Origin of the sequence: Shouchella hunanensis (assembly GCF_028735875.1) — a bacterium.
Lineage (GTDB): Bacteria > Bacillota > Bacilli > Bacillales > Bacillaceae_D > Shouchella > Shouchella hunanensis.
The window spans coordinates 962545-976853 of sequence record NZ_CP117834.1; the positions used below are offsets into that span (position 1 = coordinate 962545).

General features: G+C 38.0%; 13 protein-coding genes. 2 read left to right on the forward strand and 11 right to left on the reverse strand.

Annotated features, from left to right (window positions below; translation table 11 throughout):
• Positions 1–251: 251 nt before the first annotated feature.
• From PQ477_RS05130 to PQ477_RS05180, 11 genes are all read right to left on the reverse strand, one after another.
• Entirely contained in the window at positions 252–1805 is a 1554-nt protein-coding gene (locus PQ477_RS05130) for a BCCT family transporter (protein WP_052008211.1), read from the reverse strand.
• Between the two features lie 254 nt (positions 1806–2059).
• The gene (locus PQ477_RS05135; protein WP_274273074.1) at positions 2060–2257 is read right to left on the reverse strand and encodes a DUF6440 family protein; all 198 of its coding nucleotides are present in this window, start codon (positions 2255–2257) and stop codon (positions 2060–2062) included.
• Between the two features lie 27 nt (positions 2258–2284).
• Entirely contained in the window at positions 2285–3031 is a 747-nt protein-coding gene (locus PQ477_RS05140) for an ABC transporter permease (protein WP_060704633.1), read from the reverse strand.
• Positions 3028–3882, reverse strand: a complete 855-nt coding sequence (locus tag PQ477_RS05145; protein ID WP_035397465.1) for an ABC transporter ATP-binding protein — start codon at positions 3880–3882, stop codon at positions 3028–3030. The genes PQ477_RS05140 and PQ477_RS05145 overlap by 4 nt, the downstream gene beginning before the upstream one ends.
• A 166-nt stretch (positions 3883–4048) precedes the next feature.
• A complete protein-coding gene (locus PQ477_RS05150) occupies positions 4049–5047 on the reverse strand; it encodes a LytTR family transcriptional regulator DNA-binding domain-containing protein (protein WP_035397463.1) in 999 nt (332 codons plus the stop codon).
• Between the two features lie 211 nt (positions 5048–5258).
• Positions 5259–6143, reverse strand: a complete 885-nt coding sequence (locus PQ477_RS05155) for a GNAT family N-acetyltransferase (RefSeq protein WP_274273075.1) — start codon at positions 6141–6143, stop codon at positions 5259–5261.
• A gap of 35 nt (positions 6144–6178) precedes the next feature.
• Positions 6179–7864 carry an ABC transporter ATP-binding protein gene (locus PQ477_RS05160; RefSeq protein ID WP_274273076.1) on the reverse strand — a complete coding sequence of 562 codons (1686 nt, stop codon included), beginning with the start codon at positions 7862–7864 and terminating at the stop codon, positions 6179–6181.
• A 45-nt stretch (positions 7865–7909) separates the two neighbouring features.
• Positions 7910–9292 (reverse strand): hypothetical protein, encoded by a 1383-nt coding sequence (locus PQ477_RS05165; protein WP_274273077.1) that lies wholly within the window; start codon positions 9290–9292, stop codon positions 7910–7912.
• Entirely contained in the window at positions 9289–10449 is a 1161-nt protein-coding gene (locus PQ477_RS05170; RefSeq protein ID WP_144560051.1) for a type III PLP-dependent enzyme domain-containing protein, read from the reverse strand. Before PQ477_RS05170 ends, PQ477_RS05165 begins: the two co-directional genes overlap by 4 nt.
• Positions 10446–11648, reverse strand: a complete 1203-nt coding sequence (locus PQ477_RS05175; RefSeq protein WP_144560053.1) for an arginase family protein — start codon at positions 11646–11648, stop codon at positions 10446–10448. Before PQ477_RS05175 ends, PQ477_RS05170 begins: the two co-directional genes overlap by 4 nt.
• Positions 11626–12810: a diaminopimelate decarboxylase family protein gene (locus PQ477_RS05180; RefSeq protein ID WP_035397447.1), complete on the reverse strand. Its 1185-nt coding sequence runs from the start codon at positions 12808–12810 to the stop codon at positions 11626–11628. The genes PQ477_RS05175 and PQ477_RS05180 overlap by 23 nt, the downstream gene beginning before the upstream one ends.
• 1016 nt (positions 12811–13826) lie before the next feature.
• Between PQ477_RS05180 and PQ477_RS05185 the strand changes: the two genes are divergently transcribed.
• Positions 13827–13973, forward strand: a complete 147-nt coding sequence (locus PQ477_RS05185; protein WP_187204464.1) for a lmo0937 family membrane protein — start codon at positions 13827–13829, stop codon at positions 13971–13973.
• Between the two features lie 104 nt (positions 13974–14077).
• Positions 14078–14245 carry a hypothetical protein gene (locus PQ477_RS05190; protein ID WP_158318553.1) on the forward strand — a complete coding sequence of 56 codons (168 nt, stop codon included), beginning with the start codon at positions 14078–14080 and terminating at the stop codon, positions 14243–14245.
• Positions 14246–14309: the final 64 nt, after the last annotated feature.

Consider the following 14309-nt stretch of genomic DNA (forward strand, 5'->3'; position numbering starts at 1 on the left):
TATTGCTTCCTCTATTTATGCTTTCATTAGCTGTTTCGATCGGTTCATAAAACAAAAAAGACCCTGCATTCGATTTTACCGAAAACTGAGGCTCAGTAGCAAGTATATTTTCATTGGAAATGCTGTTCGTATGCGATAAAACGTTTTCACTATAAACGCATCGGTTCGTTCAGGGCGTTTACATAATAACAATACAAATAAAGCTTCCAATGTAAAAAACACTCACTTTGGGTAAGTGAGTGTTTACACATTTATTCTCTATTCTTTTTTTCTCTAGAAATAATTCCTTGTTCTCTTGCCAAGAGGAGCGCAATTTTCGGTGCACCCCACAAGAGTGGTAATAGAATGAGTGATACAGGCACTGCGGCAATAACAACAAATGATTGGAGTGCATTCACTCCACCATTTCCAACATTAATTAAGATCATCGCTATAATGGACATAATGGTTGCCCAGAAAAACCGAATGCTTTTTGCTGGATTTCCTTTTCCTGTCACACTCATCGCAAGTGAATACGACATTGTATCCACTGTTGTTACGACGAACAAGATCGTTAGTAATAGAAAGAGAAACGGCATGATACTACCGAGAGGCATTTGGCTGGCAATCGCTATAATGGCAGCCGGTAATCCGTTTTCTTCTAATGGAGTCGCAATGGATCCAGGTGTCTGAATCTCATAGAAAATACCTGAGCCACCTAATATCGTAAACCAGATATTTGTTAAAATGGGCGTAATAATCGCCACAACGAGAAATAACTCTCGAATCGTTCTCCCGCGAGAAATGCGCGCTACCATGAGTGCTACCATTGGCCCAAAGCCGATAAACCAGCCAAAAAAGAAGAGCATCCATGCCCCAGACCACTCATTATCACCTCTGAATGTGCTCATTTCTATAAAATGGGACAGATAGGTTCCTGTTGCTGAAATGTATGAATCAATTAAAAAAATACCAGGGCCAAATAAAACTAAGAAAACACCGATAAACAATGCTGTATTCACATTTAATTTACTAAGCCACTGAATCCCTTTTTCGATTCCAGTTAATGTTGAAAGTAAAACAATGCTCGTAAGGGTTAAAATAATGGCGACTTGGGTTACATACGTATCCGGCCAACCAAATAGTGCATTCACCCCGTAACTCACTTGTAGCCCTAAGAAGCCAATCGGACCAATTGTACCGGCAGCGGCTCCAATAATACAGAACACATCAACGGCTGTTCCCCATTTACTATGCTGTATGCGATCCCCTAGAATGGGGTAAAGAATCGTACGAGGCTTTAACGGCATACCTTTGTGATTATGCGCGTACACCATCACGATGGCACAAATCGCGCCATAGACTGCCCAAGCAGTAAATCCCCAAGAAATAAAGCTTTGCGCAAGTGCAACTTGAATGGCATCGTTTGTCGTTTCAATGACGCCACTATACGTAGGTGGTGCTTCCAGAAAATAATACAACGGCTCTGCCGCAGCCCAGAAGACGCCACCAGCTCCAAGCCCCGTCGTTACAACGATCGCGAGGTATTTAAAAAATCCCATTTCCGGTTTATCTAATTTTCCAATGCGAACGGAACCAAGCTTCGAGAACGCTAGAACCGCTCCAACTAAAAACGTTGCGAGTAGTAACAATTGCCAATACCCACCAAAGTACGTTATGGCGAGTTGAAATCCTTTATCGACTAAAAAGGATGTTAATTCCATGTTTGTAAAAGCCATCACGACAAAGAGAAGTAAGAATCCTCCACTCATGATAAAAACTGGCCAATTTACGGTCTGTAACACTTTCTGTTGACCTTTTGCCATCTTTTTCCCCTTTCACTGCTCAAAACCACAAGTCTATACTTTAGCAAAAAAGAAAGCACATATGTGATAAATAGATCAATACTTTTATGAATCGACGCGTAAAATGCTTATTCTCATGCTGAAAGAGTTCGTTTATTACATTTTGATTACATTTAAGAAAGCGAGACAAAAAAACGGAACATCAACGTAAAAGAGTCCGTTTTTATAACGGACTCCATCTCCTATTCAGGCGCTTTTCTTTTAACGTGATGCCTTCATTCTTCTGCTGCGGACTTATCAATCATGACATTCCCCTGTTCATCCAATAAGGGTGTTACACTACTCCCTTGTGGGTTCCACAGATGCAAATAATGTACTCCTGTCTCGCGATCAATTAGTATATGAATAAGCCCATATTGGTAATGTTGCATTTGTTTTTCTGCAAAACGATTTGGTTCTTTTTTTGAAAACATTGCACACGCTCCTTTTTAAATCTCTTGTCAGCGATCCAATCCATTTCGCTTGTAGGCAAGTACGAAAATCGCTGCGGAGAGTAGTAAATACGCACCTAATACACTAGTATCAAAAAGATTCCAATTATACTGACCTTCTGCAAATAACGTACTGGCAAAGTTTGTTAGCACGCCTGTATACGTGTAATCAACAAGATAAGACAGATCATTCTGTAGAAATCGTATCACTGGTACAGACGTGAACAGCAGCGTAACTGGCATGCTAATCAGTGCCGATTGCGTTTGATTCTGAGAAAAGATTCCTACGACATAGCCAATTAATAAACTAATAAAGCTTGCGACCGTTGTCATGACCAAGTAGCTCAACAGTGGAACGTCTGCATAAGCAATCCCACTTGCGGGAATCAATAAAAGATTCGTAATGGTTAAGATGACAAGTGGAGGAATAATGGTTCCTATTAAATAGTCCAAACCACTTACAGAAGAAGTCATTAACACCCGTAACGTATTCTTTTCTTTTTCTTCTGCTAACGGGCTACTACTCATCGCAATACCAGCAATAGCAATATTAAAAATAAGGCCAAAGCTAAGTACAAACGCACCAGTTGAAAAGAATATTCCTGCTTCATTTACATCTACTTCAGGCATCAAATGCCTCATTGCAAATGCAAAGACAAGTGCTAGAACTGGTGTTAGAATGACACTTGTATTGCTCATGATGGTCTGAAACTTTAACACAATAATGGCATTTATTTTTCGAAGCGACACATTCATACTAATTTCCTCCCCGTAACTTCCAAGAAAACCGTTTCAAGTGTAGGTTCACATGAATGAATGGTCAGAAGTTGATCTTGTGACATCCATTCGTGAATTTGTTTACTTGCCTCATCAGAATGAAGTAGAACCTTTTCCGCACCTGTAACCAACTGCACTCGATATTGTCTCGTTTTGTTATATTTTAAACACACTTCTTTCGGTACACCATGCTCGACGATAACACCTTCATTTAAAAGAGCAACGTGGTCACACAGCTTTGTTGCCTCCTCCATATTGTGGGTTGTTAGAAAGATAGCCGTTCCTGAATCCTTTATCTCCATTAACAACTCGTGAACCGCTTCCGCTGTACTAGGATCTAACCCACTCGTTGGCTCATCTAAAAACAACACCCTTGGCTTATGAAGCAAGGCTCTTGCAAGAATCAAACGCTGGGTCATTCCTTTTGATAGTTGATGAGCCAACTTTTTTTTATGTTCCATTAGACCCACTCGCTTTAATAAATGATCCACACGCTGTCGATCAACGCCAAGGATTTTTGCCAACACCGCCATATTTTGATAAACCGTTAATTTCTCATATACGCCACTATTGTCCGTCACAATTCCAACTTGTTCGTAGATGCTTTCGTTAATCTGTTCCACAGGTTTTCCCAGCACAAAAGCGTGACCAGACGTTTGCGCCAGCTGTCCTGTTAACAGTTTAATGGTTGTTGTTTTTCCTGATCCAGAAGGACCGAGAAAACCGAAGATCTCTCCTGCCTGTACTGAAAACGAAACATTTTGCAAAGCTGTATGTTTGTTAAATGACTTTGCTACCCGTTTAACTTCAATGACCCTTTGATCTGTCATCCTGCATTCACTCCTTCACCACTCCAAAAGCGGGTGTTTTAATCTCACACCCTTAGTGTAGTAATCGAATCGACATATGTCTTTAAACCCCGTTGAAACGTACCCTTCACCACCGAAATGTATAGAAAAAAGGTTGAAATGTACCCACTTCAACCTGAAACGTCCCCTATAGTGTAAGCAATTTTTTCATTTCATCTAAACGATTTCGAGATAACGGCAATTTTGCTTGGGCACTCCCTTTGAGGATAAGGGTGTAGCTGTTTTTCGAATAACTAATTAATTCAGAAACTCGCTGCAAGTTAACTAAATAAGACCGGTGGCATCGAAAAAATCCAAACGTACGTAATTTTTCCTCTAACTCATTCATTGTTAAATCCGTTGGAAAAGAGTCTTCCTCAATGCGTATATGACTGACGCTGTTTATACTTTCAATGTAATCAATTTCGTCTGGGCTGAAGAAAATTAGTTTATCCGCCATTTTACAACTTACTTTGAAGATATTCTTCGGTGCTACTCCCTCATTTTCGACTTTTTCATTTTGAAGTCCATCTGGTTCTTCTACTAGGTCAGTCGTTTCTAAACCTATTGTAGAACGGTACCGGTACACTTGTTTGCTTACCAACAAGAGATCTTCAATGTAGTTTGATGTAATGAGCGTAGCAATCCCTTGGTTCTGAACGTAGGCCAATGCCTGGATATACAATTCAATTCCTTCATCTGATAGCGTGTTTAGCGGGTTTTCTAACAGCACAATTTCTGGAGAAAATAAGTATATCCGAAATAAACTTACCCGTTTTTTTTGTTCTTTAGTAAGGTCCTTAATCTTCTTATGCCACACATCCGATAACGAAAAGATAGAAATAAATGCCTCAAGAGGCTTCTGAAAATCCGCAATTTTTTTGAAAAAGCGTAAATACTGTTGTACCGTTAATGGTTCATACTGCCCGTCATCACTACGGTCTTGCAAGATTAAACCAGCTTCTCGTTCAATCTTCCCACTCGAAGGAATTTGCTCACCACAGACTAGCTCAAAAAGTGTCGCCGTTTCCTTTTCGTTCATTTTCATTCCAACGTGTGATGATCCATCCAGTGAAAATGAGATGTTTTTTAGAATGGTTTGGTTCTCTTCTTGTTTCCAAACATTCTCCAATGTAACTAATGTCATCGACTACACACTTTCTTCGCACATATTTTAAAGTCAGTATACAACTTAGAACTCGGAATCGCTAGTCGGTCAACTAGACGACCAGTTTGGATGGACTAAGCGTTCATGATCAAGAGCAGCGACCTTCATTCACCCAAACAGCCTTTACTATGTAACAAATGCAAAAAAGACCTTCCCATCACAACTTGTAGAAGGTCCCGATCATCTTTGCTCAACTAAGATGCTTTTCATAAGAGAGAAGTTCGTGTTCCTTGTGAAAACCGAGCTTTTGGTAAATATGAATCGCTGTTTCATTAGCCGAATTCACACACAATGTGATTTCATCTATGCTTTCAAATGAAAACAACCATTCTAATCCTTTTGAGAGGAGAGCTGTCCCTAATCCCTTCTCACGTGAATTAGTGTCTACTCCCAAAAATTCAATACTACCTTCTCCAAAATCTGGGCTTGCCTCAACGTGAACGTAGCCAGTGACACGCCCTGCCTCATCGCTGGCAATAAAAACGTGAGACGCTTCACCTAGTTGATCGATCATTTCGTTTCCAGACAAATAGGTTTTAGGAAATAGGCGATCATGAAGATGGATTAATTGATTGTACTCATTCGTTTGAATGCTGGCGATGGCGTCGCTTTTAACTTTTTTATGCATAAACGTATGGTTAAAACAGGTTAAAATCGTTTGATCACTTCCATTTGAAAAGTCGAACTCTTTAGCGAAAGTAAGGACGCCTGTATTCTTTTTTTCAGGAAATAATTCTACCGTTTTTATAGACTTAGGCATTTCTAAAAGCAAGGAAGTCCACAGTAATTCTATAACCTTAGCTGCTTGCTTAGCATTTACAAATGGACCCCAGATCTCTGCACTTCCTCTTTCTATATCCGCATCAAAACCACAAACACCAACCGTTTTTTCATCCTCTATTGCTAAGACAAAAGCATCAACTGCTGGTATATCTCCAAAATCTTCTTCTAATGTATGTAGAATTTCTTCCTTTTTCTTTCCACAAAACCCCACATGATGCTCTGGTAACGAGTTTAAGTTAGAAATGAAAGCCGCTACTTCCGTTAACTGTGGCTTTTTTAAAATATGGATCATGTAAAGCCCTCCTATTCTATTTACTATAAAAATTCTTATTGTAATACCTGAAAATCTACATAGCTCCGATACTTTTGGTGTGAATTATAAAGGGTGTGATGGGTACCTTCACCCGTTACCTGTCCATTGTCTAAAAAGATAATTCGATCCGCGTTAATAATTGTTGATAACCTGTGAGCAATAATGACGACTATTTTATTCTCCACATTACGATGTAAATACTTTTGTAGGATGGCTTCGCTTTCACTATCTAAGTTTGAAGTAGGCTCATCTAAATAAATGATCTCTCTTTCTTTAGAAAGGGCTCTTAGAATATTCACTCGTTGTTTTTGCCCTCCTGATAAATTAGGAGCAAACTCATCTTTCAAGGAGTCATAGTCAAAATTCATAAAATGTCGGTCAAGTAATGCTAGAAACGCATCGCTTGACTTCGTTTCATTGCCATAAAAAACATTTGTTTCAACACTTGCATCAAACAATAAGCTATCTTGCGGAATATACCCAATCTTACTTTTATAGAATGCAGAGTGAGAAACACGTTCGCCATTGTAAAGAATAGATCCACTATCTGGCGAATAGAGACCTAAAAGAAGCTTTAAGAACGTACTTTTCCCACTGCCAGAAGGACCAACAACGGCCACTACTTCTCCATGCTTTAATTCTACATTCACATTTCGTAAAACAGGGGTGTCTTTATAGGAGAACGTAAGGTTTCTTATCTCGACAGCATTTTGTTTAGAACCTTGTGCTAATTCTCCTGTTGCCTCCGATTCGAATGAAAAAATAGAATGGATAAAAACAGATGCACCTGAGGCTGTCCTGTACGACACCCATATACTTGAAAAAGCTCTTAATGGGCTGAATAACTGAAATAAAATTAAAAAGGCCGCTAAAAAGCCTCCGAACGTTAAGGTTCCTTGAGAAATTAATAGGCTCCCATATCCCATGACAGCGGTTAGTAGAATAATGGAAAGAATCATCACAAGTGGTTCTAGAAAAGCATAGACCTTTGCTTCTTTCATGCCCAATTTAAAAATAGAATGAAGAGTCTTTTTCCCATTGTCTACTTCTTTCTTTTCGGTTTTATATACTTTTACCACTTCAATGTTTTCAATGATTCTTAAAAAGTAAGCAGACAATCTGGCAACATTTAATCGAAAATCGTAAGAAATGGTTTGCATTTTCTTACTAAATGGAACAATGACGCATAAAAATAGGGCTAGAGCGATAACGATAAAGAGTACCATATGATAGGAAATCAACGAAAGAGCAATCAATGAACCGATAATTAACACGACATTCGTCAATAATTTCGGAACTTGTTCAGTTAGAAACATATTAATTTCTTCAATATCGCCAATTAATCTACTTACTAGTTCACCTGGTCGATTTTCGTTAAAAAACCGAAGTGGTAATGTTAAAATCTTACTCCATACTTGTAGCCTCAGTCGATAAATCATCGTTTCACAAAGCAAACTTAAGATATACGTAGATAGCCCATTCAGTAAACCTTGAATCAAAAAGAGCCCAATCAGCGCATAGAGCAATTGGCTATTCACTTCATTGCTATAGGTGACATCATCAATGAAGTTTTTAATAATTAACGGTGTAATGATTGCAGATACAGCAAAGGCAATGGATAAAACCAATCCCACAGTAAGAATACGTTTAGGAATTTTGATCTTTCTAACAATTTGCATCAAATCGTTATTCATATACATTCACAATCGTTCTTTTATAGACATTCATCTCCAAACCACCTTTAATTAATCTAAATGATCGAAGCTTACAGGTGTTATATCAGGAAATTTCGTTCTCAGCTCTCTCATGTTATTCAGTTCTGAAAGCTCCCTCATAAAACGTAGAATAAATTCAAAGGATGGTCCTTTTCGAAATCCCATAGCAATTTTAAACAAGCCTTTGCGCACTTTGTTATCAGGGATAATGGTCTCATAACGATGATGTCTAAAGCCAAAACTTGACCCTCTATAAAACAGTGCACCTGCTTGTTTAGACTGATTCTCTAACACGCCCATTAAGTAGCCATAGTCATCCAAATCATTGTTCTCGATCTGGAAAACAACAAACGGAGACCCCTTTTCAGCAGTTGATATTTTCTTAAATAAACCACCGATACGTGTATTCTTTTTTAATTCTACGTTATGTTCAAAAACCCGATCAATATAGTGGTTTGTCTTGATTTCATTGAAAATAAAAGGTGCATCAAGCACACTGGCTGACTCGAAGGATAAGGCACTCCCATTCAGAGTGCGGACTTTTTTTATGTATTGTCTTAGCTTATTACTGTCGATGATTTCCGCGTCATCCTTTCGACAATAGCTGTTTAAATAGCCAAAGTTGCAAAACTCTAATCCAAATTGATGAAGCTTTAATCCAGATGAGAATTCCAAAACAACCGTAAATGGCTGATGTTTACATTTAGCCAGAATAGCGTCTCTTGTGCTATTATCTCGAGATAAGGTGCTATCAATGATAATGAATGTAAACTTTTTCTTATCTTCTATCGGCCTTTCAAAACTTTGATCCGTGTCAAAATAATTCATGTCCCAGTCATACTTCGTTGGTTCAATGTAGATGATATCAAAAGCATTAAAATCTATTTTCCCCGTATGATTAAACGTGATAGACAAGTGTTCTCTAGCGATCACTTCTAACAACCCTTTGCTTTCAAAGTAGTCGGCAAAACAAACCATCGATAATGGATTTTTTTGACTTGGGGAATAGAATGACAATAAGCTATTGAACAGCGTACTCAATGTAGCCATCCCGCTTGAAAAAGCTAAGGCGGTATTATTCCAACTTACTCGTTCATTACTCGTTTGTATCTTATCTTCTAAGGAAGTTGTCTCTATATTTCGTTCGTACGAAAAGTCATGGACCGTTCCTCCATAAGTAGTCGGGGTTTGAAGTGGCGATCTCATAAACGTAGACGTATGTTGGATATTCTTACGAATCCATTTCATTCTAATTGTTTGAGACAGTTCCTCTAGCTTGTGTTCAATTAAGAATGCATTGTCATTTGCGTTGATTTGGTTCTCAATAGTATGCGCATCTATCGATATGTCTAGTTGTAGATCTTCAGACATACAGTTTAAAAGATCCAGTTCACTAAGTAGATGGTTTGTCATGCGTACACCTGACTTTCGCCAACAGATAATTCCTTAAATTCATCGTTTATATACAAATATTCCTTTGGGGTCGGAATACCGTGAAGGGATTTACTCATAGAAATGGTGTAGGCTCCAAATGGAAACAATACGATATAATCGTTTAATGACAGTTTATTAGAAGCCATGTTCTCGAAATAGATATCTTTTTCATAGCACGTATTACCAGCAATGGTTTGTTGTTCCATGTCTCCACTCGAACTAGTGTAAACAATCTTTACATTCGCTTTTGTCCATTCTATTAAATTCCAAGAAGAAGAATCCATGTTGACCACCCCATTGTTCACGGATAATACACTCGTCTTTAAATAACCAGCCATCACGTAAACAAGCATACCAGGTTCGAATATGACTTCTTTCAGTTTCGGTAAATACTGTTCCGTATAGGATTGTATGAGCTCAAATGTTTTATCTATGTCTTCTTCATTTGAGAATAACCGCGTGAGACCACCGCCAAGGTTTAATGTCTGGACATCCGGAAAAAGAGAAAGAATATCTACTAAATAGTTAAGGGTGTCCTTAACCGTATTAAAATTATTTAATTCTCCAATGTGAATATGGATGCTTATCACTTTATAGTGGAACTCTTTTAAAATCTCTTTAAGCGCTTGTTGATTTTCTGATTGACTTACATTAATCCCAAATCGGCTTTTTGATAGATAAGTCGTAGCACCGTTTGATCCAATCGGAATATTTAACCGTAAGCCAATATCCTTGGGCTGCCTGCTTTCATTGTACTGACATGAATAGGCATATAGTTGCTCGACGTTATCAAAATCAAACTGCACTTGGTTTTCGATCATTTCATGGATATGCTCGATTTTTATTCCTGGAGATGTTGCACTAATGCGTGAATAACCAGCTATTGTAGCAACTTGATATTCTTCGTACGAAGAGACATCTACCCCGTCAACAACCCTCGACATATACGCATTTAAACCCACATTCCGATTCGCTTTCATTGAAACGTAGAGTTTCATTTTTTTCACACTACCTAAACGACGTCTTAAGTGATGCACAACATGTGTTAATGATTCTGCATCATACACAACTGCCGGGCTCGTAATCTCGTTAGACCTATTAAACATATTTTGAGGGAGCTTAGGAAATAGACTCATGATAAATCCACCTTCGTCATCATACTGATCAACGTTAGCAACAGCTCATTTACAAGTAAGGCTTCATGAACTTTATGCTCGGACGGAAGAAATTCCACCACGTCGGCACCTATAATGTCATGTTCTCTTATACTAGTTAAGATAGCCATCAATTCTTTAGGGTGCATACCAAGCGGGACTGGGGTACCTGTTGAAGACATAAAACTAGGATCTAATACATCGACATCAAGCGTTATGTAGTAGGGCAACCCCTCTCTTAAATAGTCGCTTATATCCAGTTCACCAGAAGAAACGACTTCAATCTTCTCTGCTTGTACATGCTCTTGATCCACTCTTTGCCTTTGACCAATTTGTAGGATATGTTCAAGATTTCTTTCATTTAAAAACCCATCCATGAAGTTCCCATGGTGAATATCTTTAAATGATACTTGTTCGGTTCCCCCGCCATCATAATGGGCATCAATATGGATCAAGCCAATTTTTTTATGCGAGAGAATCCCTTGTAAGGACGAATACGTAATCGAGTGATCTCCACCGACGATTACAGGCTTAATCTTCGCTAATGTTAGTTTCCTCACAATTTCCTCTAATTGTCTTTGCTGCCTACCGTTTCGATCAAATACGTGTCCAGAGATATCTCCACAATCAAACACCTTACTCGCTAATTGGACCCCTTCTGTATATTGTCCTTTCACTTCTACTTGAGGGAAACCATAGGGTACAATTGATCGACTGTGACGCCTCAAATATTCAGGGCCCAATCGACTGCCTGGTAAATTGGTTACATTGTGATCAAACGGCATGCCGATAATAGCGACTGCATCCGCTATATGGCCACCAATATTAATGACCTCTTCCATTCTCATACCATTAAAATTAAAGAAACGATTCGTTGATTGGGCAATATTATTTGCCATTTGAACATCTACATCAGCTAGCACAATGAGATCGTTCTTTTCAAGCTCTTCTATAGATTCTAGTAACTCCGCTTCTTCAAGTACTTGTTGATTGGAGTTCCTATAGATCGATATAGCCTGCTCCACGTTTACAGGGAGATTGAACGAAGAAAGAAGAGTAAACATATCTAGTGGTATGTGGTATTCTCTCCCCTTCCCCATGTTGGTAAGGATGATGTCTTGAGCACTAGTACGTATAACAGACACATTTGGATTTACTTTATACCGAGTGGAACGGTTCACCTCGTATTTCCTCCTCTAAAGAATGGATTTCTCCATCAATTAACACATATTGGTTTGGTAGATTAAGCCTATTAAATCTTCTGGCATTCGTTAAGGCATAAGCCCCAAATGCTGGAAAAAGTACCTTATCGCCTCTTTTTACTTTGGGTACTTCATATTCTTTAAAATCTGACAAAGAATCTCCTTCAAATAGCGTATTTCCCACAAAAACAACGCGCTCTACTTCATCAGAACGATTTAGAAAGATCGGATTGCTGCGTATCCAAGGGGATAAATTCCAAAATGATGTATCGCATTGCAACATCGTAACATTTCTTTTCTTATGTACTTTCTTCGAGACAATTTCTGAAATCAAATAACCATTACCAGCTAACAAAGCACCACCAGGTTCAAAAATAAACTCTAACTTTCTGCCATGAACGTTCTCCCAGTTTCGTATAAGCAGATTCATTTCTTTAAACAGTTCTCTCGTTTCTTCACGATTATGAAATAAATAAAAAAGACCACCGCCAAGATTAATCGTTTTAATTGTATCTATTTGACTTGCAATATCTAATAAGTAATTTAGTTTAAACTGAAAAGAAGCACCGGTAGATTGCCCTGTATGAATATGAAGATTGCTAATTGTCAAATCGTATGTTTCTTTTAAACGTACTAGTTCATCTTTGTTTTCATAAAAATCAATGCCGAATCTGCTATCCAAGCCAAAGGTAGCAATTGTATCCATTTCTTCTGGAATAGGTATCGCAATCCTCAAGCCTACTTCTTTCGAGTAACCCATTTCAACAAAATCATTTAGTTGATCCATAGAATCTAGATCCATAACGATATCGTTCTCGACAAACGTGCTCATGCTATCGCGGCTATAGTATGGACTTGTCGTCGTTATCTTTCTAAAGCCACTATCGTGAACAAGACGATATTCACCAACACTCGCAACATCGCATCCGAGACCTAGGTGAGCAAAATGATTCAACATTTCCTTATTATGTATTGCTTTTACTGCTAGATGAAGAAAGGCATTGTCAATTAACTCAATATCCTCTTTCAGTACTCTCACTGTATGTTTTATTCCGTCTAAATCATATATCATCGTCGGTTCCTTCAGTTGATTCACAAGCTCGAATAGCTTTCCATCAGGTTGTTTATATAAATGATCCAACAGTGTAATCACCCTCCATAAGCATACTGTTACACATCGCATTCGTTCTTTTTCAAGAGAGAAACCTTAATAGCCATCTATTAAGGTTTCTTTAATTGCTTTGTTATCTTGGACGTGATCCACCTAATAATTCTAAGTCTAGATTAACGACAGGCGTTTCTTTTGATTCAATTTTAGCCATTCATTACACCACCTTTATTATTAGTTGATTAAGTATGATTAAACGGATGTTAGTGAACTCTTGGACGCGATCCACCTAGTAATTCTAAATCCAAATTAACAACAGGTGTTTCTTTTGAGTCGATTTTAGCCATTCTTCTCACTACCTTTCCAAATAAAATCCATAAGTATAAAAAAGATGACGGTTATCGCCTAGGACGTGATCCACCTAGCAGTTCTAAATCCAAATTAAAAACAGGTGTTTCTTTTGAGTCAATTTTAGCCATTCTTCTCACTACCTTTCCTTATAAATTCACTAAGTATAAAAGAAGATGGTGGTTAGCGGGGGCGTGACCCACCTAGCAATTCTAGATCCAAATTAACAACAGGTGTTTCTTTTGAGTCGATTTTAGCCAATCATTTCACCTCCTTTCTAATTAAAAAGAATAATCCTATCTTTTGTTTTGATTGTTACGATGATGAACATTAAACCTATCACTCACTTTTCCAACAACTCAGAATATTTTTTTCAGGAGTTATGACGTTTAGTAAATCATTCTAGCTACTAATACAACTTACGATAATGAAAATGAATATTATCAAAAAATATAAGATTAGCTTAATTCAATAAATTATAATTGTCAATCAATTGTATAATCGATTTATCTACTACTGTCTCGATTCATAGACTGAATGACGATTGTTGAAATGACCGCTCCTAACAATCGTCTTCTTATACATATTACATGACCCGTTTCTTTTACAATTAAAAGGAAGTTAATAAGGAAGTTCTTCTCAGTTTCACCTTTTGAATAGAGGGAAAAGATAAAGACGCTACGAAAAAGGAGGGAACTACCATGTTGTGGACGATCTTGGTTGTTTTAGTCGTATTATGGTTACTTGGATTTATCGGAGAAATCGGTGGAAACCTTGTACATATTTTATTAGTTATTGCACTCGTTGTTCTTATTTTCCAACTTATCTCAGGGCGCCGTAAACCTTAAAGAAAGAGCAAGGCTAACCGCCTTGCTCTTTTTTCACGCTCGTTTATAACCCTTTAATCAGGGTATATACAAAGAGCAATTAAAATCGAAATGAGGGACAACTAATGAAAGGAACCTATACATTATGCATCGCAATCGCTGTCGTTGTTTGGCTACTTGTCATTCTTGCTACTGGTTATCAAACCGTTAACATTATTAGCGCAACCGTTCTTTCAGGACTGACTTATACAATCTTTCACTTCATGGCGTCGGAAATGAAGGCACCCTCGTGAATACCCGGTTAAAGGACGGTCTCTTGTTCAGTTTTGTTTATGCAACAATGATGCTCATTATGAG